The organism is Thermococcus atlanticus (assembly GCF_054657855.1).
Genome location: NZ_BAAHXX010000001.1, coordinates 1,246,963 through 1,266,679 on the forward strand (window position 1 = coordinate 1,246,963; position 19,717 = coordinate 1,266,679).

General features: G+C 51.2%; 27 protein-coding genes. 15 read left to right on the forward strand and 12 right to left on the reverse strand.

Features of this window, described 5'->3' with window-relative positions; genetic code table 11:
- Position 1: 1 nt before the first annotated feature.
- From ACYQ27_RS06565 to ACYQ27_RS06575, 3 genes are read right to left on the reverse strand one after another with little or no spacing between them, the layout of a single operon-like run.
- Positions 2-283 carry an MTH1187 family thiamine-binding protein gene (locus ACYQ27_RS06565; RefSeq protein ID WP_456395814.1) on the reverse strand — a complete coding sequence of 94 codons (282 nt, stop codon included), beginning with the start codon at positions 281-283 and terminating at the stop codon, positions 2-4.
- Positions 270-551, reverse strand: coding sequence for a ubiquitin-like small modifier protein 1 (locus ACYQ27_RS06570; RefSeq protein WP_456395812.1), 282 nt, complete (start codon positions 549-551; stop codon positions 270-272). Before ACYQ27_RS06570 ends, ACYQ27_RS06565 begins: the two co-directional genes overlap by 14 nt.
- A gap of 29 nt (positions 552-580) precedes the next feature.
- Entirely contained in the window at positions 581-1,255 is a 675-nt protein-coding gene (locus ACYQ27_RS06575; protein ID WP_456395810.1) for an adenylate kinase, read from the reverse strand.
- A gap of 50 nt (positions 1,256-1,305) precedes the next feature.
- Between ACYQ27_RS06575 and ACYQ27_RS06580 the strand changes: the two genes are divergently transcribed.
- The gene (locus ACYQ27_RS06580) at positions 1,306-1,758 is read left to right on the forward strand and encodes a single- stranded DNA-binding family protein (protein ID WP_456452048.1); all 453 of its coding nucleotides are present in this window, start codon (positions 1,306-1,308) and stop codon (positions 1,756-1,758) included.
- A 96-nt stretch (positions 1,759-1,854) separates the two neighbouring features.
- Here the strand turns inward: ACYQ27_RS06580 and pdo are convergent, their stop codons facing one another.
- Positions 1,855-2,535 (reverse strand): protein disulfide oxidoreductase, encoded by a 681-nt coding sequence (gene pdo / locus ACYQ27_RS06585; protein ID WP_456452000.1) that lies wholly within the window; start codon positions 2,533-2,535, stop codon positions 1,855-1,857.
- Between the two features lie 140 nt (positions 2,536-2,675).
- On the opposite strand from pdo, the gene surR reads away from it, so the two are divergent.
- The 3 genes from surR to ACYQ27_RS06600 are packed head-to-tail and all read left to right on the forward strand — an operon-like array spanning position 2,676 to position 4,742.
- Positions 2,676-3,380, forward strand: coding sequence for a sulfur metabolism transcriptional regulator SurR (gene surR / locus ACYQ27_RS06590; RefSeq protein ID WP_456396257.1), 705 nt, complete (start codon positions 2,676-2,678; stop codon positions 3,378-3,380).
- A complete protein-coding gene (locus ACYQ27_RS06595) occupies positions 3,364-3,564 on the forward strand; it encodes a DUF362 domain-containing protein (RefSeq protein WP_460041314.1) in 201 nt (66 codons plus the stop codon). Before surR ends, ACYQ27_RS06595 begins: the two co-directional genes overlap by 17 nt.
- The gene (locus ACYQ27_RS06600; RefSeq protein ID WP_456396259.1) at positions 3,561-4,742 is read left to right on the forward strand and encodes a geranylgeranyl reductase family protein; all 1,182 of its coding nucleotides are present in this window, start codon (positions 3,561-3,563) and stop codon (positions 4,740-4,742) included. Before ACYQ27_RS06595 ends, ACYQ27_RS06600 begins: the two co-directional genes overlap by 4 nt.
- Here the strand turns inward: ACYQ27_RS06600 and topA are convergent, their stop codons facing one another.
- Entirely contained in the window at positions 4,743-6,884 is a 2,142-nt protein-coding gene (gene topA, locus ACYQ27_RS06605) for a DNA topoisomerase I (protein ID WP_456452004.1), read from the reverse strand.
- Between the two features lie 214 nt (positions 6,885-7,098).
- Here topA and ACYQ27_RS06610 point away from each other — a divergent pair, with 214 nt between their 5' ends.
- From ACYQ27_RS06610 to ACYQ27_RS06630, 5 genes are all read left to right on the forward strand, one after another.
- Entirely contained in the window at positions 7,099-7,602 is a 504-nt protein-coding gene (locus tag ACYQ27_RS06610) for a hypothetical protein (RefSeq protein ID WP_460041831.1), read from the forward strand.
- Positions 7,603-7,613: 11 nt separating this feature from the next.
- Positions 7,614-7,862: a hypothetical protein gene (locus ACYQ27_RS06615; RefSeq protein ID WP_460041315.1), complete on the forward strand. Its 249-nt coding sequence runs from the start codon at positions 7,614-7,616 to the stop codon at positions 7,860-7,862.
- A 73-nt stretch (positions 7,863-7,935) separates the two neighbouring features.
- Positions 7,936-8,493 carry a hypothetical protein gene (locus ACYQ27_RS06620; protein WP_460041316.1) on the forward strand — a complete coding sequence of 186 codons (558 nt, stop codon included), beginning with the start codon at positions 7,936-7,938 and terminating at the stop codon, positions 8,491-8,493.
- A gap of 7 nt (positions 8,494-8,500) precedes the next feature.
- On the forward strand, positions 8,501-8,719 hold the full coding sequence (locus ACYQ27_RS06625; RefSeq protein WP_456452012.1) for a hypothetical protein: 219 nt from the start codon (positions 8,501-8,503) through the stop codon (positions 8,717-8,719).
- Between the two features lie 103 nt (positions 8,720-8,822).
- On the forward strand, positions 8,823-9,080 hold the full coding sequence (locus ACYQ27_RS06630; RefSeq protein ID WP_456452050.1) for an ArsR family transcriptional regulator: 258 nt from the start codon (positions 8,823-8,825) through the stop codon (positions 9,078-9,080).
- A 68-nt stretch (positions 9,081-9,148) separates the two neighbouring features.
- Here the strand turns inward: ACYQ27_RS06630 and folP are convergent, their stop codons facing one another.
- Entirely contained in the window at positions 9,149-9,964 is an 816-nt protein-coding gene (folP, locus tag ACYQ27_RS06635) for a dihydropteroate synthase (RefSeq protein WP_460041317.1), read from the reverse strand.
- A 95-nt stretch (positions 9,965-10,059) separates the two neighbouring features.
- On the opposite strand from folP, the gene ACYQ27_RS06640 reads away from it, so the two are divergent.
- From ACYQ27_RS06640 to ACYQ27_RS06650, 3 genes are all read left to right on the forward strand, one after another.
- Positions 10,060-10,821 carry a 7-carboxy-7-deazaguanine synthase QueE gene (locus tag ACYQ27_RS06640; protein ID WP_460041318.1) on the forward strand — a complete coding sequence of 254 codons (762 nt, stop codon included), beginning with the start codon at positions 10,060-10,062 and terminating at the stop codon, positions 10,819-10,821.
- A gap of 583 nt (positions 10,822-11,404) precedes the next feature.
- Positions 11,405-12,436: a TFIIB-type zinc ribbon-containing protein gene (locus tag ACYQ27_RS06645; RefSeq protein ID WP_456452018.1), complete on the forward strand. Its 1,032-nt coding sequence runs from the start codon at positions 11,405-11,407 to the stop codon at positions 12,434-12,436.
- Entirely contained in the window at positions 12,433-13,383 is a 951-nt protein-coding gene (locus ACYQ27_RS06650; protein WP_460041319.1) for a TFIIB-type zinc ribbon-containing protein, read from the forward strand. Before ACYQ27_RS06645 ends, ACYQ27_RS06650 begins: the two co-directional genes overlap by 4 nt.
- On the opposite strand, the gene dapA is transcribed toward ACYQ27_RS06650, so the two are convergent.
- A complete protein-coding gene (dapA, locus tag ACYQ27_RS06655) occupies positions 13,380-14,264 on the reverse strand; it encodes a 4-hydroxy-tetrahydrodipicolinate synthase (protein WP_456396269.1) in 885 nt (294 codons plus the stop codon). The genes ACYQ27_RS06650 and dapA overlap by 4 nt on opposite strands.
- 144 nt (positions 14,265-14,408) lie before the next feature.
- Between dapA and ACYQ27_RS06660 the strand changes: the two genes are divergently transcribed.
- Together ACYQ27_RS06660 and ACYQ27_RS06665 are read left to right on the forward strand one after the other, a co-directional pair.
- Positions 14,409-15,734, forward strand: a complete 1,326-nt coding sequence (locus ACYQ27_RS06660) for a RuvB-like domain-containing protein (protein WP_456452024.1) — start codon at positions 14,409-14,411, stop codon at positions 15,732-15,734.
- Between the two features lie 69 nt (positions 15,735-15,803).
- Positions 15,804-16,100 (forward strand): hypothetical protein, encoded by a 297-nt coding sequence (locus tag ACYQ27_RS06665; RefSeq protein ID WP_456396271.1) that lies wholly within the window; start codon positions 15,804-15,806, stop codon positions 16,098-16,100.
- Here ACYQ27_RS06665 and ACYQ27_RS06670 read toward each other — a convergent pair.
- From ACYQ27_RS06670 to ACYQ27_RS06685, 4 genes are read right to left on the reverse strand one after another with little or no spacing between them, the layout of a single operon-like run.
- Complete coding sequence (locus ACYQ27_RS06670) at positions 16,087-17,073, reverse strand: PIN domain-containing protein (RefSeq protein ID WP_460041320.1); 987 nt, start codon at positions 17,071-17,073, stop codon at positions 16,087-16,089. The genes ACYQ27_RS06665 and ACYQ27_RS06670 overlap by 14 nt on opposite strands.
- Complete coding sequence (locus tag ACYQ27_RS06675; RefSeq protein WP_456396273.1) at positions 17,057-17,557, reverse strand: hypothetical protein; 501 nt, start codon at positions 17,555-17,557, stop codon at positions 17,057-17,059. The genes ACYQ27_RS06670 and ACYQ27_RS06675 overlap by 17 nt, the downstream gene beginning before the upstream one ends.
- Positions 17,558-17,573: 16 nt before the next feature.
- Entirely contained in the window at positions 17,574-18,035 is a 462-nt protein-coding gene (locus ACYQ27_RS06680) for a DUF2284 domain-containing protein (RefSeq protein ID WP_456452028.1), read from the reverse strand.
- A gap of 36 nt (positions 18,036-18,071) precedes the next feature.
- Positions 18,072-18,806: an SDR family NAD(P)-dependent oxidoreductase gene (locus ACYQ27_RS06685; RefSeq protein ID WP_456452030.1), complete on the reverse strand. Its 735-nt coding sequence runs from the start codon at positions 18,804-18,806 to the stop codon at positions 18,072-18,074.
- Between the two features lie 74 nt (positions 18,807-18,880).
- On the opposite strand from ACYQ27_RS06685, the gene ACYQ27_RS06690 reads away from it, so the two are divergent.
- Positions 18,881-19,423 carry a YbhB/YbcL family Raf kinase inhibitor-like protein gene (locus ACYQ27_RS06690; RefSeq protein ID WP_456452032.1) on the forward strand — a complete coding sequence of 181 codons (543 nt, stop codon included), beginning with the start codon at positions 18,881-18,883 and terminating at the stop codon, positions 19,421-19,423.
- A gap of 1 nt (position 19,424) precedes the next feature.
- Here the strand turns inward: ACYQ27_RS06690 and ACYQ27_RS06695 are convergent, their stop codons facing one another.
- Positions 19,425-19,676, reverse strand: a complete 252-nt coding sequence (locus ACYQ27_RS06695; RefSeq protein WP_456396277.1) for a hypothetical protein — start codon at positions 19,674-19,676, stop codon at positions 19,425-19,427.
- Between the last annotated feature and the right edge of the window lie 41 nt (positions 19,677-19,717).

A 19,717-nucleotide genomic window follows, 5' to 3' on the forward strand; every position in this document is an offset into this window, starting at 1 on the left:
CTCAGACACCAATTTTGCTCTCAATCGTGAGCTTTTTGTCAGTCCTGTCATCAACTTTGAGGCTTATAACAACCCTTTTTGCCCCAGCCCGAAGGACCGCCCTGTGGCATCTCCTCACAAGTTCAAGGATGTCGCTTAATTCCCCCTCCACAACTGTTCCCATGGGGCATACCATGTATTTAAGGCCGCTCTTCCTGATTTCCTCTATGGCAGGCTCCAGGTATTTGCCAACGCTTGGAGTTTCGGTGCCAAGGGGAAAAATGCAGAGTTCAGCAACGGCCATCGCCGCCACCCGCCGGGGGGAATACATGCACAACATCCTCCTCCTTGAGCTCGGTCTCCAGCCCGTTCAGGTGCAGAATGTTGTGACCGTTGACGAGTATCATTCCGCTTATCTCCTTTCTCCCCCTCTGCAGCAGCTCTTCTTTTATCCTGGGACTGTATTTTTCTGAGATGTAATCGATCAGCTCTCCGACTGTCCTGACCCCATGAACCTCAATCTCCTTCTTGCCCGTGAGGTTTCTGAATGTGGCATAAAACTTAACCTTCATTCGGCACACCTAATCCATTTTCTCCCCAATTATTCATAAGTTTTCCTCTTCCTCTCGCGGTTGTGTATGTAATCCAGCAGGGGTCTTATACGCTCCCACACCTCATTTATGCTCCCATGACCGTCAATCTTTACATAGATGCCCTGCTTCTTGTAGAATTTAATTATCGGGCTCATATTGCCCACGTAGATGTCATACCTTTTCTCGGCGACTTCAGGCCTGTCATCACCCCTCTGGACAAGCGTGCCTCCGCAGATGTCGCATCTATCCGGGATTCTGGGTGGATTGTATCTGATGTGATAAACCGCACCGCAGCTGGAGCATATCCTCCTCCCGGAAATTCTCTGCACGCTCTCCTCTTTCGTGATGTAGATGTCTATGGCGGCATCCATTTTTATACCGTGATCATAGAGGTAATTCTCCAGTGCCAGCACCTGTTCCGCCGTTCTCGGGTAGCCGTCGATGATGAAGTTCTCCCTCACCCTCCGCAGCTTGGAGAGAACGAGGGTGTTTATCACGGTGTCCGGGAGTAAATCTCCCTCCTCGATGAACTTCTTCATCTCCAGCCCTAAAGTGCTCCTTTTCTTTATTTCTTCCCGGATTATGTCTCCCGAAGCTATGTATGTTAGGCTGTACCTCTTCATTATGGTTCTCGAATGGGTCGACTTTCCGCTTCCAGGAGGGCCAAAAAGAAGGATGTTCATTTTTTTCACCGATAGTTATTTATATCTTCTGGCTAAAATACCTTTTGGTGATGCCCATGGAGCTGCGGAGCGGCTATGTGAGGGCATCGGGTTATGCAAACAAAATCAGGAAAGTTCTTTTTGCCGTTACACGCGGAAAGGTCGACCCCAGAGAGGTCGTCAGAGCCTCTGCAGAACTCAACCAGTATCTCTTTGAGAGGTTCAGGGAGATGGGAGTGAGGAAGGAGGACGTTGTCAGAATCTCCATAGGGTTCTCTATTGAGGCAGGAGGGATTGTATGGGACTATGACAGCCTGAGGATAGAGGTGTACAGGAGAGAGGAGGAGGAAAGACTCGCCCAGGCGATGGAGGAAGTTGAAGAGCGTGAAAAAGCCCTTGATGAGGCGATAAAGGAGCTTGAAAAACTGGCAGAGCAGCTCAGGGCGCTGAGCGATGAGATTGCGGAGAAAGTCGAGAAGCTCAAACAGGAGCACAGCGGGTTGAAGCTCCGGGCGGAGGAGTAGCAGCGGCTGTTTATCCCACAATCCCACATTAAATTTAAATTTTAGTTTTAAAATTGTTAAAATTTTAAAATTAAGAAATTAAGAATAAAAAAGAGGTCATTCAAGGGCGGCAAGGAGCTTCTCCATGAACATCTTCTCCGGATAAGCCCCCTCAAACTCCACCCTGTCCTCTCCATCGACCTGAATGATGATTTTCGGCACAGCCATTACCCTGTACCTGTCAGCCCATTCGGGGTATTCAATGGCCTCCACCATGTCCCCCAGTATCCTGTCCCTCCCTGAGAGGGCGTTCTCAATTGCAAACTTGTGGGCCATCCTGACGGCGAGCGGGCAGTAGGGGCAGGTCGGGGTTACGAAGACGAGTATCCTGACGTCCCTGTCGACCTTCGCCAGCTCTTCCTTGCTGTCCGGCATGAGGTCTGTTGTGGCATTGCTAACATCAACTATGTCCTCAAGGAACGCCCCGAACTCGTGTCCGGCCGGAAGGCCGAAGAACCTGACGCCCATGTCCCTTCCGTCCTGGGTTATTGTGATGGCCGGTGCGCGGTCAATCCTGTACTGTTCGGCTATTTTCCTGCCCTCCTCGCTGTCAAAGTCGTGGAACTCGTAGGTGAGCTTGTCGCTGAGCTCGCTCAGCTCCTGGACGAGCTGCTTCAGCTGGTCACAGTACTGGCAGTGCTCCTTTCCTGTGAATCCGATGATCTTAACCGGCCTAGTCATCTTTGAAAAGAATTCTTCCTTTATAACCTTCTTGTCTCCATCGCTGATCAGTCCCATACTAACACCTCCTTTCTCGACTAAAGGTTTATAACCTTTAGAGTGCAACGATTTATCAGATTTGACAAATTTAAAGTTTCGGGTTGGGTTCGGATGAACACTATATAAACTTTACGTCACAAATTTGGGTGGTGTGGGACATGAATGAGCCGGATATTTTTTACATCCTGGGGAACAAGGTTAGGCGGGATTTACTCAGCCATTTAACATGCACCGAATGCTATTTCAGCTTTTTAAGCAACAAGGTTAGCGTATCCTCCACTGCGGTCTCCAAGCACCTCAAGATAATGGAAAGGGAGGGGATAATCCAGTCATTTGAAAAAGAGGGACCCTTCGTCGGCCCCACAAGAAAGTACTATGAGATAGTGCATTCCGCAACATATGTGGCAACGCTAACCCCCAACCTCTTCTGGTATGAGAACCTGCAGCTGGAGAAGAATCCCGCGATGGAGGACGTCACAATAAAACTCGCAGGGTTGGACATCGAGCCTCCCGACCTTCTCTCAATGGTCAGAAGCTTTATCGAGGCCGACAGAGAACTCAGGAAAATTCTAAAGGCTCTTAAAGCCGTGGAGAGCTACAGGGACAGGATGATGAGGAAGATCAAGGACACCTACCTCCGGGAGATAGGAGACATGACCCAGCTTGCAATTCTGCACTATGTGCTCCTGTACGGCGAGGCGACCATAGACGACCTGAGCGACAGGCTAAACCTCAAGGAGAGGGAGGTTGCAAGGAAGGTGGAGGAGCTTAACAGGTTCATACCGTTAATCATAAAAGGGGATAGAATTAAAATCGACGCAGAAAAGCTGCAGCAGGGTGTTAAAAATGGTGGAGAAGGTTAAAATCGTCGTGGATGATGACCGGTGCTACCTCTGCGGGGGATGCGCCGGCATGTGCCCAACCCTGGCAATAAACGTTGGGTCAAGATGGGAATTCTTCATTGATAAATGCATATCATGTAAAATCTGCATCACCGCCTGTCCTGTGGGGGCACTTAAAGCAGTTCCTCTGGAGGGAGAGCCATGAGGTACGATGTGGTCGTCGTGGGAGCCGGCATTGCAGGCCCGATAATAGCGAGGAACCTCGCCAAGGCAGGATACGATGTCCTCATGATAGACAAAAAAGCTGAAATCGGATCCCCCAAACGCTGCGGGGAGGGAATAAGCATAGGGGTTTTTGATAAATATGACATTCCTTACGATAAACGCTTCATAAACCGTGAAATCTACGGGGCGAAGCTCTATTCTCCAAGCGGCTATGAGCTTGAGCTGAGGTATAAGAAAGTCAGCGGTGTTATCATCGAGAGAAAGGTCTTCGACAAGATGCTGGCATTCTACGCCGCCAGAGCGGGCGCCGATGTGTGGCCGAGAACGGAAGCAACAGGTCTGATAAGGAGGGAAGGCAGAATAGCCGGGATCAGGGCAAAGCATGAAGGAGAGCCCGTTGAAATCGAGGCGGAGATAATCGTCGCGGCTGACGGCGTTGAAAGCATGGTGGCGAGGTGGGCTGGAATAAACACCTACGCGCCTCCCCACGAGTTCGACTCCTCCTACGAGTATGAAATGCTCATAGAGGGCTACGACCCGGATCTGATTCACCTCTGGTTCGGCAACGAAATAGCGCCTCGCGGTTACGTCTGGGTGTTTCCGAAGGATGAGGACAGGGCCAACGTCGGCATAGGCATCAACTCCGACAACCCGAAGACAGCCAAGTACTACCTCGACAAGTGGCTCAGGGAGAGGGGCATCCCGGCGAAGAAGCTTCTCGAAATAAACGTCGGTGCAGTGCCCGTGGGTGGCTTTGTGAAGGAGCTTGTGAGGGACAACGTTCTCGTCGTTGGCGATGCTGCGAGGCAGGTAAACCCGATGCACGGCGGTGGGATGGCGGAGGCAATGGAAGCTGCAACAATAGCCAGCAGATGGATGATAAAGGCCCTTGAGGAGGAGAACCTATCACTCCTGCAGAACTACACGAGGGAGTGGTGGGAGAAGGACGGAAGGAGGCTGGAAAAAGTCCTGAAGGCCAGACGGGTTACGGAGAAGCTCACCGACGAAGACCTCGACCTCTTCATCCAGATACTCAGCGGTGCGGATGCAGAAAAGATAGCGGGGGGAGATTACGGGGAGGTCATCAAGGCCCTCCTCAAGCATCCGAAGGTTCTCCTGAGCCCGCGGAGGATAAGGCTCCTCAAGGAGCTGCTCTGATCACCTCTTCCCTTTCTTCCACTCCTTGCAGTTCATATCCAAGCAAATCTCGTATTCCCTGCCCTTTTCACGTATTTTAACCACGGGAGCACCGTCACAGCATGTCCTGTTTGTGGGGATTATCTGCCCTCTCTGGAGAAGGGGGTAGGTAACGTTGCACTTCGGCCAGTTTGAGCAGCCAACGAACCTCTTTCCTGTTCTGCGGTTGTATCTCACCACCAGGTCTCCGCCGCACTTCGGGCATTTTCCCACCACAATGACCTTCCTATCCGCTTCCCGCTTAATCTCACGCTCCTCCTCTTCGCTCAGCTCTTTAACAGCTTTTTTCTTTTTCGTGTTTTTATCCCCGTTCCGGTCTTCAATCAACCTTTTCACAAGCTCTCTGCCGATTTCCTCCTCCCTCGCCCTGAACTCCTTCAGGATTTTCATCAGCTGCTCCTTCGACTCGTCTATGACCTTCTCCCTGCTCAGCTTCCTCTTCATTATTTCCTCCATCTTCTCCTCAAAACCCTTTGTCAGCTGTACGCTCACTATGTCGGGGACGTTTTTCTCAAGGGCTTCAACCACATTCATCCCCAGGGGTGTCACCTTAATCTTCCTCTTGCCCTCAATGTAGCCCCTCGCATAGAGGGTCTCCAGTATCTGGGCGCGCGTGGCTTTTGTCCCTATGCCAAGATCTTCCATCTTCTTGATCACAGCTGCCGGAGAATACCTGGCAGGGGGCTTCGTCTTCTTCTTCTCGCGCTTTATCTGGATGACATTTACGGGCTCGCCCTCCCTGAACTTTGGCAGTATCACCTCATCGAATTTGACGTATTTTCCGTAGACCTTGAGCCAGCCCTCCTTTAATGTGCGTGCCCCGCTCAGGATAAAATGATGGCCACCGGAGTTGATTATGATTTTCATTATCTCCCTAAGTGCGGGGTCGGCAAATGCTGCCAAAAAGCGGCGCACGACGAGGTCGTATATGTTCCGTTCGTCCTTTGTCAGGTCTCCGCTCTTTGGAATCTCGCCAGTGGGGTAGATTGCAGGATGGGCAGGGTCGTCCTTTGAACCCTCAACGGGTTTCAGATAACCCTTTCCGAGGAGCTCATGGGCAAAGGGTTTGTACTCCGGCAGCTTTGCGAGGTTCTGGATTATGGTCTTGAAGTTCAGATTTTTCGGGAGCTTCTGTGATGAGGTCCTTGGATAGCTGAGTAAAGCGCGCTCGTAGAGCTTCTGTGCAATCTCAAGTGTCTTCTTCGGTGAGTAGCCGAAGGCGGAATAGGCCTCACGCTGGAGCGTTCCAAGATCAAATGGATATGGCGGATTCCTCCTCTGCTGTTTTACATCAATCCTCTCAACAAATGCGGGGCCTCTCCTCGCTTCCTCCACAATTCTTTTAGCTTCGTTTTCGTCAAGAATTCTCTCTTTTTCGTAAACTGCCGTGTATTGCTCCCCGTTCTTTTCGAGGAGCATTTTAATTACCCAGTATGGAGTTGGCTTGAAGTTTGCTATCTCCCTCTCCCTCTCCACCAGAAACCTGAGTGTGGGGCCCTGAACACGACCGGTTGAAAGAACCATCCACTTTCCGCTCGCCCTTTTTATGGACTGCGTCAGAGCCCTTGAGAGGTTGACCCCCCAGTACCAGTCGAGCACATGTCTCGCTATCCCGGCATCGGCCATTCCAAAGTTGATGGTTGGCTCCAGGTTATACCATGCCCTCAGGAGGTCTTTTCTGGTTAGGGCGGAGAATTTCATCCTCTTTGCTTTGGAAGGGTCGACGCCGCAGGCATATTTCAGGGCAGTGTATCCGATGACCTCCCCCTCGGTGTCATAATCGCAGGCCACTATGAATTCATCTGCCCTTTTGGCGAGCTCTCTCAATGTCTTAACATAGTCCCTGGCATAGCTTTTTCCCTTCTCCGCAACATAGACGGGCACCCATTCAACCTCAAAAATGGGGTAACCGTATACCTTGGTCTTCGGTGCGAGCGTGAAGAGGTGGCCAACGGCAGGGGCCACAATAACCCTTTTTCCATCGCGGTTGAACTCGTAATAGGAAACTCCATTCAGCGTCTTTCTCACGGGCTTTCCCTCAGCGAGGGCATAGGCGATTTTTCTGGCGACGTTGGGCTTCTCCGCAATTATGAGCGTTACCATGCCAACACCTCTAAAAAGTTCGGGCGGGGGATATAAAAGCCTTCCTGCTGGGGCTTTCAGGATAGCCGTCGTGTTTCCGGCAGTTGCTATGTATGCGGGAAATAAGGGGGCCTCTGGAAATGTCGGCCCCTCATCGCAACCCGATACTCGTCGGGCATTATAAAATAGATGCCAAAGGCTTATAATGATTAAGTTTGAGTGGAAACTGATGAATATGGCAGGCACGATAAGCAAGATACTCAGTTTCCAGGATGAAGAACTTTTTATAGACGAAATGGACAGCGTACTTCAGGCATTTACATATCTCGCCGGCAGGTATGGCAGCGGAAATGTTGTGGAGGGCATAGTCCTCTGGGATTCAATTGCGATCCGGGATGAGGAAGGGGTTAAAGTATTCCGCCTCGGAGAGTTCCCCTATGTGGAGGGAACCCTGAATCTTGACCTCGAAACCCTCCGGGTGATGGAGCGCTATTTCGACGAGATGGAGAGTGAGTGGGATGAACTGACGGTGGAGGAGATAAACTACTTCGTCGAGATGCTCAACGAGACACTGGGGAGGGAGATGGTGTTTTACGATGCATACGCCCTCGGCCTCGACAGGGGGCAGGCATACATAATCATAAATCTCCGGGCTTTGCAGTATCTTGAGCATGTTGTGGATGCCGAGGACAGGGAGATTTTTGAGGATGCCGTCGCTGTGCTCATGGGGTATATTTAGGGGTGGTTGAGGTGCTCTTCAAAAAGAAAGGCCTTTTCGATGAGGAGGATGCCATGAAGGTCGTGGAAATCGCCAGCAGGGAGAATGCCGGGGAGATTATAGTGATGTGTGAGCGGATAACAGAATCCGCCCGGAGAAGACTTTGGGACTATGTGAGAGGGGTTCAGCTCATGAGCGACCTGACGGGCGATAAAAGAGAGGTAAGGGTGGAAATTCTTGAAGGCTATGTGAGCGACAGGATAAGGGGCGTTGAACTCTAAGACCCGTCTGGGTTTGAATGTTTAAAAACAAATAGCGAAAGGTTTATATAGTAGGTAAATAAATATTTACCCGGTGAATCATATGTTGAACGCATTTAAAAAAGCAGGTATTCTGTTACTGATTCTTGCACTTAGTGGTTTGGTTTTTGTTGTAGTTAGCGGAGACGAACTCCCACCACAGCTCCCTCCGGGCGGACCACAAACACCACAAAATCCACAACAACCTGAACAGTCCCATCCGCAGGACATCCCCGCTCCGCCACAACCTGGAAAGGTTCAGCCGGGAGCACCCCCTATTCCCCAGCAACCCGAAAATGCCCCACAATCTCCGGCTCCACCACAAAATGCCCCACAACCTGAGCTTAAACCTCCCGCCCCGCCATCAGAGAAGGAAATAGCCAGAGATGAAATATGGCATGCATACAGGGAGTTGCAGGAAGTCAACAGGATACTTCAAAATTCAAAATCATCAGGAGAAGTCATGGATCTCAAAGAGCTTGCAGAGCGGTTTTATACAAAATCCGAAAAACTCTATAATGATGGCAGATACAAGGAGAGCAGGGTTTACGCCCATCTGGCAGTGGAAGCCCTGCATGGGATACGGGATATCCTGAATGGGGAGGGGAGGTGAAAACCACATGCCCATGCCACCACTTCCACCCGGAATGGAGTTCGTTGGATGGCTGATTTTAATAGTGATTATTGCAGGTTTTGTGTTTTTAATTGCCAGGTATTCAAGCCCCCAGCAGTCCGCTGGCCAAAATCCCAAGATTGATGAAGCGATGGAAGGCCTTCTTGAAGAGATAAGGCTTTTGAGAAAGGAAATCAGAGAGCTCAGGGAAGAACTTAAAGAATAATTAATGGTTAAACGGTAATTTAAGACAAAAGAGCGGGGGATGTGTCATCACGCAGGATATAGCGGAAAGAAGTGCTAACATTTTCAAGGCTCTTTCAAATCCTATACGGCTTAAAATCCTCGCTTTATGTTTAAATGAAGAAAAAACCAGCAAACAGCTTAGAGAGGCACTCGGGATATCCAAACCCCTCCTGATTTCACATCTTCGAAAACTACTGAACAGCGGCTTTCTTGAATATCGGGTTGAGTTTGATGAAAAGAAGATGGTTGTAAGGAAATATTACAGAACCAAAGACCTTGATCTCTGCATGATGTCTGTGCTGGAGGAGATAATAAGAGACATGAAATCAGAAACGGTTTAAACTGACCTCCTCCCATTAGGGGTTCAGTGAGCTAACCTCCCGCTAAAGGCAGGATGTTTGAAGTCCCATCAACCTCTAAGCCTCCCCATGAATCCTGCAACCTTAACAGCATCCACGGTCTCCCTGACATCATGGGCCCTGATTATATTCGCCCCGTTGAACACGGCCACCGCAGTCGCCGCCAGACTTCCAGCCAGCCTTTCTTCGGCTTTTCTTCCTGTTATGGCACCTATGAATGACTTCCTCGATACACCCACGAGGATGGGCTTTCCAAAAATCTTCAGCATGTTGAGATTTGCAAGGATTCTGGAGTCCCACTCATACCACGGCGGCCACTCAGGGCGGAGAAAGCCAATTGCAGGGTCAATGGCAACCTCCTCAATCCCGTGCTCCCGGGCAATAACCAGACTCTCCTGAAGGGCACTGATAGCCGTGCGCACCGGATCCTTCAGGTTAATATTCCGGGTGTGGGCGCAGAGAACAACCGGAATGCCGTATTCTCCGACAACCTCTGCCATCCGTCCATCCCCTTTGAAGCCTGTAACATCGTTTATTACATCAGCACCTGCCCTGACGGCCTCCTCTGCCACCCGGGAGTTTGTTGTATCAATGCTTATAGGGACATCCACGTAATCCCTTACAGTGCTCACGGCCCATACTGCCCTTCTTATCTCCTCCTCAACGGATATCTGGGTTTCGAGATAGGGTGCGGTGGATTTTGCCCCGATATCGATGAAGGAAGCTCCCTCCTCAACCATCCTGAGCACGGTCTCAACGAGCTCCTTTTCACTGTTTTTGACGCTCCCCTTGTAGAAGCTCTCAGGGGATACGTTGATAACACCCATAACCTTTGGCTCTTTCAGGTCGACTCCGGCAAACCTCATGATATCACCCTGAGACTTTTCGGGGCATGGGATAAAAAGGCTGTGTCCGGCTGACGGGCTAAAAGGTTAAAAGCCATTTCGGGGCAGGTGTAAATATGAAGCTCATAATGGCCGAGGTCTTCAACAGCTGGCAGGGTGAGGGGGGCAGCGTCTCCGGAAGCGCCTTCGGGAGAAGGCAGATTTTCGTCCGGTTTGCGGGCTGCGACCTCCACTGCAGGTGGTGTGATTCCCGGGAATACATAGATGCCTCCCGCGTTTCACGCTGGCGCTATGAGGTCGAGCCCTTCACAGGAAAGTTTGAATACCTGCCCAACCCCGCTTCACTCGATGATGTTATCAACGCCGTTCTTCGTATTGACACGGGGGATATACACTCGATAAGCTACACAGGCGGAGAGCCAACACTCCAGATAAAACCATTAAAGGCCCTCATGGAGCGCATGAAGGAGCTCGGCTTTTCCAGCTTCCTTGAGACACACGGAGGATTGCCTGAGCTCATCAGGGAGGTTGCCACCCTCACCGACTATGCCAGCGTTGACATAAAGGACGAGACTGCCAGAGCGACGGATGACTGGAGGGGTCTCGTTTTGAGGGAGGTTGAGAGCATCAAAATCCTGAGGAAAGCTGGAGCGGAGGTCTACGCCAAGCTCGTTGTTACATCAGAGACCCGGCTTGAAAACGTCCGCTGGTATGCCGAGCTTTTAAAAGGCCTAGCCCCCCTTGTAATCCAGCCGAGGGAGCCGGTTGATATCCCGCAGACCCGCCTGATGGAGCTCTACCGTGAGGCGGCTCTGATTATGGGCCGGAAGAACGTCGGGCTGAGCTTTCAGGTGCATAAGTATCTCAACGTCCTGTGAGGTGCTTTTCTGTTCCCGGTTTCCGTCATTCGGAGTGGCATCGCGGTACTTCTGGCTGAAATACAGGTGAGCTTTTAAGGGATTTTCCAAAAGTGAACACGGCGATGATGAGATTGGCCTTTGGGGTAGCGGATGCCCGCATCGACCAAGACTGAGCCGGCGTGTTTAAGATTGTTGATGTTTGTATGGTGGGCTGTTTTGTATAGGGTAGGAAGTGTAACATTCGTTAGTTTTTGTTTTCCGTAATTTTTAAAATAGTTCTGGAGTTTATTCTTGAGTAGTGTGGTGGTCTCCGGTATGTGGGGTTTTAAGCCCGAATGGGGACTGCTGAAAAGCCCTAAAAATGTGGGGAGTTACCGTTCCCCCCGAAAGCCACCCCATGAAGATGGGAGGGTGGAAGGTTATCCGTAACGAGGCTTACAAAATTTACACAAATTACGGCTAACCAGAACGGTAAAGTCTCTTCCGGAGGGATCTTTAACAGGCAAAAAACTTCAAGCTACTCACAAAACGAAACAACCCCCAACTTTTAGACACGCCCGGACTGAGCCAAAAACTTTTAAACATCAGTTTCTCCCTATTTATGGTGGTAATCATTCAGACCCTGAAGTGCAGGCGGTGCGGTGCCCCTCTGGATGCATCACCCGAGGACATAATCGTTGTGTGCCCTTACTGCGGTTTTCCAAATTCATTCGATGAGATATTCGGGGAGAGCAACACATTTTTCGTGGAGAGCCTGCCGGAGAAGGAGGTTGTCAGGCGTTTCTGGGAGAGGATGAGAAGGGACAGGGACTTCACGGGAGCGAGGGATAAAATCAGCATTGTGAAGGTGGAGGGATTCTACATCCCGCTGTGGTTCGGCAGGGTCAGAGCGACGGGATACGTCAGGTATGAGGTCTATGAAAAGAGGGGAAGTGAGAAGAGGAGGGTCATAAGGCATAGAAAGTTTAGTGAGACCCTTCTCGTGTGTGCCTCCGGAAGAAGGAGCGTCTACGACGTGGCCCTTGAGGAGCTAACACGAAAGATGGAAAAGGGACACATCTCCCTTAAAGACCTCAAACAGACGCTCTCATCAAAAATCGAGATAAAACCTCTGAGGGAGCTGGGGGTTGAGGAGTGGGAGAGCCTGAAGCTGGATTTCCTGAATACCGAGTTCGGACGGAAGCGGGCCGAGGAAATACTTCTTGACAGGGCTTCAGATAAGGCAAAGGAGCTTTACGTCCCGGAGGATAATGAAGTGCTGAGCTTTAGTTTCAGCGGGGAGGTGGAGGATTTTGCCCTCGTATTCTACCCGGTGTGGAGAATTTACTATGATTTCGAGGGCGGCACATATTTTGTTGCCTATGATGGACACACAGGAAAAGAAATCGTGGCGCTTGAACCCATGAGGATATGGAGAAAGGCGGGCTATCTTGCGATGGCTGCCGCTGGAGTTGTTATAGCCGGATTCTTTGCGGCACTCGTTGGGAATGCCGCCTTCTGGAGGGCTGTGGCGGAGATGAAGAAAGGTGCCCTGATTCCAATTCTCATAGTTGTGGCCGGCCTGTACTCCGGTTATGAAATTGCCAGGGGATACGGGAAAAGAATGAGCTGGGATGTGAGGGTGGAGAGATGAGGGTGAAATGCCCAAACTGCGGAGCAGCCTTTGAGGCTGAAGGAGAGGGAATCGTGAAATGCCCCTACTGCGGGTTCAGAATAAAGCTCGGTGAGGCAAGGGACTTCATGTATCCCCTTAAGGTTCAGAACCCGAGACATTTTCTGATGAGCTTTATCCGGCTTCAGAGCATATCCCCGAACGACGTGGATTCAAAGGCCCGGATACTCGACCAGAGGCTCTTCTACGTGCCCTTTTACGTCTTCTTCGTTGAAGCTGAGGGGAGCGCACATCACGGCTATGTGAGCGTAGAGGGATCCGGGAGGGTTGAGTTCATGAACTACATCGTGGTTCCCGCGGCTGAGGGCTTCGAGGAACTCATCAACTATCCGCTGCCTGCCAAAGGACGGAGATATTTTGAGAGAGATGAGATTAAAGGGGAGCTGCTTGAGAAGAGGATGGATGTTGAGGATGCCAGAAGGGCTGCTGTCGCAGCGGTCAGGGAGTCCCTGAAGAAGGAGGCCCGGAGATACTACCACTGGAGCGGAGTTGATGTGTCCCTCAGAACAAAGAGTGCGGAGCTTGAGGGACTTGTTTACTATCCCATCTGGAGGGTCATATACAAATACGGTTTCTTCACGTGCAGGGCATACGTCGATGGTGTGGATGGGAGAATCCCCTATGCCGAGTTTCCCATATCAGGCGTGAAGAGATTCGTGAATCTAGCCCTTTCGGCGATTCTTCTGCTGACGGGGGCTTTTGTCGGAAAAATTCTCATGGGTCATGGCGTAACCGCTCCCCTCGGATCACTTGGCACAGCTTTGATAGGAGCGTATCCCTCCCTGAAAAAATCCCTCCGCATAAAGGGGAGGGCGAGCGAGCATAAAATGCTGGACGAAGTCAAAGAGGAGATAATGCCTGAAGAAGAGGCTTTTCGTTTCATCAAACGGCTTTTCAGGAGCCTTTAAAGCAGTCCTGTCTCTATCAGTACCATCTCAACCTCCTGAACCTCATCCTCACCTAAAGGCAGGGATGGCATTCTGGGATATCCAACCGCAAGGCCGAGCATGTTCATGGCCTCCTTTATGGCGCTCACCTGATTGAGCCTCTTCACGAGCACCTCGTTGAGCAGGTTTATCAGAATCTGCAGCTTTCTGGCCCTTTCAAGCTTCATCTCAGTAAAGGCATTGTAGAGCTCCACGCACAGCCGGGGGGCGACGTTTGCAACTGCAACAACCGCTCCACTCGCTCCCAGCATGAGCGCGGGGAGAATGACATCTGCAGTGCCAGCCAAAACAGCTATCTCGTCTCCAACACGCCGTATCAGCTCGGCAATCCTGCCCGTTGACCCGCTTGAGTCCTTTATCCCCACGATGTTTGAATGCTCATGCACCAGACGCTCAATGACATCCAGCCCTATGTTTAACCCCGTGAACTTGGGGACGTTGTATATTATTACCGGGGCATCGATTTTCCCTGCAATTAAAGAGTAGTGTGCAAAGAGCTCAGAATCTCTGGGTTTGAAGTAGAATGGCGGTGCTATAAGAAGGGCATCAACCCCGATGTCCCAGGCTTTTCTCCCAAGCTCCAGAGTTTCCCTTGTTGAATTTTCAGTTACCCCCGCTATTACAGGTCTGTCAGTTGTGTTTCGGACTGTTTCCAGAACCTCCAGCTTCTCGGAGGTGCTGAGATAGGGAAACTCTCCATTGCTTCCCAGCGTTACAAAACCCGTTATGCCGGCATCCTCGAAGTACTGTATAAGTTCAGCAAGTATTTTCCTGTTGATTTTTTCATCTTCCTCAAATGGAGTTACATGGGGAACAAAGATTCCCTCAAGCATTTTAATCATCCAAAGGTCACCATTGAGGTAATTAAGCTTTTTGCCTGTTCGACACTCCCGGGAAAGATTTGACAATGCTGTCCCACCTTTCCGGCCGTTAATCTTTTAAATGGTACTTTTAATAACAAAATGGAATTTAAAGGGGGTGGGAGGATGGCCATGATCGAGGAGGTTCCAAAGATGAGCTTTGAACGGGTCGGAATGCACTCCCACATAAGGGGTTTAGGTCTGGACGAGAACGGGAGAGCACGGTTCATCGGAGACGGCATGGTTGGACAGGTCAGGGCAAGGGAAGCGGCGGGAATAGCGGTTCGGCTCATAAAGCGGGGCAAGCTTGCGGGAAAGGGAATCCTCCTCGTGGGCCCGACGGGAAGCGGCAAAACCGCCATAGCAATGGGAATAGCGAGGGAGCTCGGGGAGGATGTTCCATTTGTTCAGATTGCGGGAAGCGAGATTTATTCCGCTGAGATGAAGAAGACGGAGTTCCTGAAGCAGGCTTTGAGGAGAGCCATCGGAGTTAAAATAAGCGAGGAGAGAAAGGTCTATGAGGGGGCGATTGAGAAGATTGAAATCAAGAAAACCCGGCATCCGTTCAATCCCTATGTGGAGGTTCCGGATTCCGTCCTCATCACCCTGAAGACGAAGGACGACGAGAAGACCTTCAGGGCCGGACGGGAGATAGCGTATCAGATACTTGAGCAGGGCATTGAGGAGGGGGACGTCATTCAGATAGACGCTGAAAGCGGCAGGGTTTCAAAGCTCGGCACCACGAAGGAGGAGGAAGGAATATTCCTGAAGCGCAGGGTGGGCCTGCCAACTGGGCCCGTGCTGAAGATCAAGGAATTCACATACACCGTGACGCTCCACGACCTAGACATCGTCAATTCAAGGGCAGGAGGGATACTGAGCCTGTTCTTTGGAGGGGGCATGGAAATCAACGATGAGGTAAGACAGAGGGTTGATGAGACTGTAAAGGGCTGGGTGGAGGAAGGGAAAGCTGTTCTGGTGCCCGGGGTGCTCTTCATAGACGAGTGCCATATGCTCGACATTGAGGCGTTCTCGTTCCTCGCGAGGGCCATGGAGAGCGAGCTCGCGCCCATATTAATCCTCGCAACAAACAGGGGAAGGACGAGGATAAGGGGAACCGACATAGAGGCCCCCCACGGCATACCCATAGACATGCTGGACCGCCTTTTGATCATCAACACAGAGCCCTACAGAAAGGACGAGGTGAGGGAGATAGTGAGAATAAGGGCCGCAGAGGAGGCCATAGAGATAAGCGATGAGGCCGTGGAGTATCTGGCAGAGCTCGGCGAAAAGACCAGCTTAAGGTATGCAGTCCAGCTTCTTGCACCGGCACACGTGCTTGCCGGCGGCAGCAGGGTTGAAAGGGAGCACATTGAAAAGGCCGAGGAGTACTTCGCGGATATAAAGAGGAGCATAGCCTTTGTGGAGAAGCTTGAGGGGATGCTTCAGTGATCACCTTTCCACAAAATTTTTTTGTCCCTTATTATCTGGAGTAAAATGGTGCTGATTTGAGGTGGAAAAATGAGGCGCCTTTTCCTTGCCCTCCCCTTTCTCATCCTCGGCATTCTCTACCTCTTTATGGAACTCCGGCAGGATTATTTAATGATAGTTACGCTGAACTGGCTCACGTTCGCACTGGAGTACCGCTACGGTGGCGAGAGCAGGGAGGGAGAGGAGCTGGTTGCCTTTGGGGTTTCGGGTTCCACGGTTATTATGCCGGTCCACACCACCTTTGCCGAGGTTTTTGCTGCCTTCATGTTCCTGATGGAAATGGCCAGCCTGTTCGCCAAGTTTAAACTGCTTCCTAACCGCCCATGATTTCCATCAGCCTTCTGCTCAGCTTTAGATGGAACTCAAACTCGTTGTAAATCCTGCTTTCCCTGGGAAATATCAGCTTGAGCTCATTAAGCCCCCTCTTTCCTCCAAATTCCCCGTACACAAGAACCCCGCTGACCTCTATCACGCCGAAGACCGCTGCGAGGTTGAATATGAGCGTCCTGAGCTGATAGGCTGTAACATCGTGCTTTCCGAGCTTCCCTGTAGGATATTCAAACAGAAAGTACTCCAGCCCCTCTATCTCGGCGACGTCGGTTATTGCTATGTCAGCCGTCAGAAAAACCACGAGGCTTGGCGTCATCCTGTCAAAGCGCTTGAGCGATTTTACTATAATCTCATCGTTGTTGTGGGCATCCTCGCTCACGCTCTCGGCTATTATTATCCTGTCCTTCAGCCTTTCGAACTCCTTAAGGGCTATATATGCTGCTTTCCTCGATTTCTTCATCCTCCGGTTGTTGAATTCCCTGAGGAGCGAGCCATTTCTGACCTCCCTTTTTATCTCCTCCAGCTCCCTGTGATGGTATTTGTAGTTCATTGCATTTTCTATTTCCCTCTGGACGCCTTCGGCAACGGCTATCTGATATCCCTCAAGCGGCCTGAAGTTGGATATGAAGCGGTGATAGAAGATGTTCGTATCCGGGGCAAATACAACCCCCTTCCGCAGGTATTCATAAAGCTCAAGGCTCTTCCTGAATTCATCTATGTTGTCGTACTTCAGTATCCCGGAGGATATGAAGCACTCGTAGAAATCCCCGTAGTCCGGGAGGTCGTGATGGGACATGGCGCGGGCAAAATCTCCCCTGCCGGCCATGGCCTCAACTATGTAGCCCTTTTCTGTGGCTCTTGCCCTTATCAGCGGAATCTCATAGAGGGGATACCCCACCTGGATTTCGGGGAGGAGGTTTACCAGAATCTGGAGCTCGGGCTTTGTTATGATTTCACTCAACATCCCCATCACCCAGAAAGTTCTTGAGCCTCTGCATGTGCCTCGGAATCATCATATACGGCCTGTTGGGGAAATCCATGTCGAGTAGGGCCATGTAGATGATTCGGTCCACGCTGAAGTCCCTCACCTGAACGACCGCGGCGGCGGCAAGGGCCTTCCGTCCGGAGGTTATATCCAGACCTATGGTGTACTCCTCGGATTCCAGCCTCTGGAAGAGTTCTTTGAACCTCTTATCCGCTTCGAGGAAGCTGTTGTTGGGAATCACTATGGTCTCTATCTCCGGTGTGAATCTGTATGCCCGGGAGATTGTTTTTATGGCCTCCACAACCGCTGGAAGCTTTTTTCTGTATATCTCCTCCGTGAATATGAAGACCTTCTCGGGCTTTCTTCCCCTTGAAGCAACGGCGTAGTATGTATTCACCAGCGCCCAGTCAGAGCGGCCCAGCAGCGTTACATAGGCGATTTTCCTTGAGGGATTCATTTTCATCTCCATACTGCATATATCAGCTTCAATCAATAAAAATCATTCCATAGAGAACACTCTCGGAGAAGTCTATCTCCACGAGCCTTCCAATCTCGATGCCTATCGCATCTATGCTCGGCCTGACCCTGGTGGGCATCCTGCACGGCTCGCCCCTCTCAAAGGGACAGTCGTCACAGAGGTTGCAGTTTCCAGGAAACAGGGCAAATGCATACATCTTTCCCTTCTTGAAGAACTCTTCCTCCTTTTTCAGGAGGTACAGGAGGGCTTCCCGCTTGTCCTTTTCAAAGCTATCCATATCCACCTCAAACTTTATTATCAAAGCCTTTTTGAAGTGCCTCACCCAATCCTTCGCTTCCCTCCAGGGGGGAGCATGCGGCGGACAGCTCGGCCTCCTGCCGTACATGGGACATGCCATGCATTTCCAGACCGGTCGAGGTGAGACAACTATCTCCTCTGCTTTAATTTCCCTCTCCCACAGCACTTTCATGGGGCATCAAGAAAAAATTGTGAGTGAGCTTAAAAATCAATCCATCAGCCTGCCGCCGTTGACATCTATCACCTCGCCGGTTATGTGGTCGTTTTCGAGGAGGAATACCACAGCGTGGGCTATCTCCTCCGGTTTGGCTATCTCCCCGGTCAGCGAGAGCGAGCGGAGCCTCTCCTTTATCTCCGGACTTATCAGCTCGGTATCAACCGGGCCAGGAGCCACTGCGTTGACGAGGATGTTGGGAGCCAGATGCCTGGCAAGGTTGAAGGTGAGGGCTATCAGTCCGCCCTTTGAGGCCGCGTAGTGAGGCCCGACTGTTCCGCCATCCTTGCCGGCTATCGAGGCTATGTTGACTATCTTCCCCTTCTTCATGTATTTGAGAACCTCCTGGGTGACGATGAAGGCTCCCTTGAGGTTGACGCCGAGAACCGCGTCCCAGTCCTCATCGGTAACGTCCATCGGCTTCAGGGCTTTTCCAAGGATTCCGGCGTTGTTCACGAGGATGTCTATCCTTCCGAAGTGTTCAATGACCTCTTCAACCATCTTTCTGACCTCTTCGCGGTTGCTCACATCGGCCTTTACTGCAATCGCATCGACCCCGTAGGAGCGGCAGAGCTCGGCGGTCTCTTCTGCCTTCTCCCTGCTGTGGGCGTAGTTTACGGCAACGTTTGCCCCCTTCTCCGCGAGGGCGAGTGCTATTGCCCTTCCTATCCCCCTTCCTCCACCGGTAATGAGGGCAACCTTTCCTGCAAGATCCATGTGCATCACCATGTACGGATATATCCTTCTAAAATTAAAAGGATTGGGGCGAAATATTTTTACGTTTGAAATTCAAAGCTACACCCATGAAAGGGGTGAGCCTCCTCTTAGCTATAATCGTTCTGGCATCCGGATGCATATCCCATTCCGGAGGGGATGAGAGGATGAAGCTGGAGGTTGGATCCGTCTTTCACGACGGGAGTTACATACCGAAGAAATTCACATGCGATGGGGAGGATATAAACCCGCCGCTCTATCTGGCCCACATACCCGGCGATGCAAAGAGCATAGCCATAATCGTGGATGACCCTGACGCACCTATCGGGACATTTACCCACTGGATAGCCTGGAATATTCCTCCGATTGAGGAAATTCCAGAGGGCATCCCAAAGAGGGGCACCGTCGACAGGCCGGTCAAAATGATTCAGGGCAGAAACGACTTTGGAAGGATGGGCTACGGCGGGCCGTGCCCGCCGAGGGGAAAAGCTCACCACTACCACTTCAAGGTCTATGTCCTGGACACAACCCTCAGCCTCCCCCCGGGGGCGGGCAGAAAAGACCTGGAGAGGGCCATGAAAGGCCACGTCATTGAGTGGGGCGAGCTGGTGGGCCTTTACGAGAGAAAATGAATCAGGAATACCTGAGCTTTACATAAAGGTTGACCCCGCTCTGGAAGGCCGCCAGGAAGTTCAGCGTGAAGAATATCCAGTCCCCTATCATGTAGGAATACACCGTCAGCAGGGACGAGGCCGCCACGTAGACAATTATGAACTTCAGATTCATCGGGCAGTGCCTTTTCCTTATCGTTTCCCAGGTCTGGGGCACCCATGAGCTCACCAGCAGTAGCATGCCGAGAAGCCCTATCGCCGCTGCACCATCCATGCAATGCACCTCCTTTTTTATTTACCCCGCTGAGCTTGGAG

Excerpts from the sequence above, each read along its gene's own strand:
- ACYQ27_RS06675 (WP_456396273.1), bottom strand. The coding sequence starts at position 17,557 with ATGGAGATGAAAATGAATCCCTCAAGGAAAATCGCCTATGTAACGCTG.
- ACYQ27_RS06640 (WP_460041318.1), top strand. The coding sequence starts at position 10,060 with ATGAAGCTCATAATGGCCGAGGTCTTCAACAGCTGGCAGGGTGAGGGG.
- ACYQ27_RS06580 (WP_456452048.1), top strand. The coding sequence starts at position 1,306 with ATGCCCATGGAGCTGCGGAGCGGCTATGTGAGGGCATCGGGTTATGCA.
- ACYQ27_RS06670 (WP_460041320.1), bottom strand. The coding sequence starts at position 17,073 with ATGGGGATGTTGAGTGAAATCATAACAAAGCCCGAGCTCCAGATTCTG.
- ACYQ27_RS06695 (WP_456396277.1), bottom strand. The coding sequence starts at position 19,676 with ATGGATGGTGCAGCGGCGATAGGGCTTCTCGGCATGCTACTGCTGGTG.
- ACYQ27_RS06575 (WP_456395810.1), bottom strand. The coding sequence starts at position 1,255 with ATGAACATCCTTCTTTTTGGCCCTCCTGGAAGCGGAAAGTCGACCCAT.
- ACYQ27_RS06690 (WP_456452032.1), top strand. The coding sequence starts at position 18,881 with ATGAAAGGGGTGAGCCTCCTCTTAGCTATAATCGTTCTGGCATCCGGA.
- ACYQ27_RS06665 (WP_456396271.1), top strand. The coding sequence starts at position 15,804 with ATGAGGCGCCTTTTCCTTGCCCTCCCCTTTCTCATCCTCGGCATTCTC.
- ACYQ27_RS06680 (WP_456452028.1), bottom strand. The coding sequence starts at position 18,035 with ATGAAAGTGCTGTGGGAGAGGGAAATTAAAGCAGAGGAGATAGTTGTC.
- surR (WP_456396257.1), top strand. The coding sequence starts at position 2,676 with ATGAATGAGCCGGATATTTTTTACATCCTGGGGAACAAGGTTAGGCGG.
- ACYQ27_RS06645 (WP_456452018.1), top strand. The coding sequence starts at position 11,405 with ATGGTGGTAATCATTCAGACCCTGAAGTGCAGGCGGTGCGGTGCCCCT.
- ACYQ27_RS06610 (WP_460041831.1), top strand. The coding sequence starts at position 7,099 with ATGGCAGGCACGATAAGCAAGATACTCAGTTTCCAGGATGAAGAACTT.
- ACYQ27_RS06600 (WP_456396259.1), top strand. The coding sequence starts at position 3,561 with ATGAGGTACGATGTGGTCGTCGTGGGAGCCGGCATTGCAGGCCCGATA.
- pdo (WP_456452000.1), bottom strand. The coding sequence starts at position 2,535 with ATGGGACTGATCAGCGATGGAGACAAGAAGGTTATAAAGGAAGAATTC.
- ACYQ27_RS06650 (WP_460041319.1), top strand. The coding sequence starts at position 12,433 with ATGAGGGTGAAATGCCCAAACTGCGGAGCAGCCTTTGAGGCTGAAGGA.
- ACYQ27_RS06625 (WP_456452012.1), top strand. The coding sequence starts at position 8,501 with ATGCCCATGCCACCACTTCCACCCGGAATGGAGTTCGTTGGATGGCTG.
- ACYQ27_RS06565 (WP_456395814.1), bottom strand. The coding sequence starts at position 283 with ATGGCCGTTGCTGAACTCTGCATTTTTCCCCTTGGCACCGAAACTCCA.
- ACYQ27_RS06595 (WP_460041314.1), top strand. The coding sequence starts at position 3,364 with ATGGTGGAGAAGGTTAAAATCGTCGTGGATGATGACCGGTGCTACCTC.
- ACYQ27_RS06660 (WP_456452024.1), top strand. The coding sequence starts at position 14,409 with ATGGCCATGATCGAGGAGGTTCCAAAGATGAGCTTTGAACGGGTCGGA.
- folP (WP_460041317.1), bottom strand. The coding sequence starts at position 9,964 with ATGAGGTTTGCCGGAGTCGACCTGAAAGAGCCAAAGGTTATGGGTGTT.
- dapA (WP_456396269.1), bottom strand. The coding sequence starts at position 14,264 with ATGATTAAAATGCTTGAGGGAATCTTTGTTCCCCATGTAACTCCATTT.
- ACYQ27_RS06685 (WP_456452030.1), bottom strand. The coding sequence starts at position 18,806 with ATGGTGATGCACATGGATCTTGCAGGAAAGGTTGCCCTCATTACCGGT.
- ACYQ27_RS06570 (WP_456395812.1), bottom strand. The coding sequence starts at position 551 with ATGAAGGTTAAGTTTTATGCCACATTCAGAAACCTCACGGGCAAGAAG.
- topA (WP_456452004.1), bottom strand. The coding sequence starts at position 6,884 with ATGGTAACGCTCATAATTGCGGAGAAGCCCAACGTCGCCAGAAAAATC.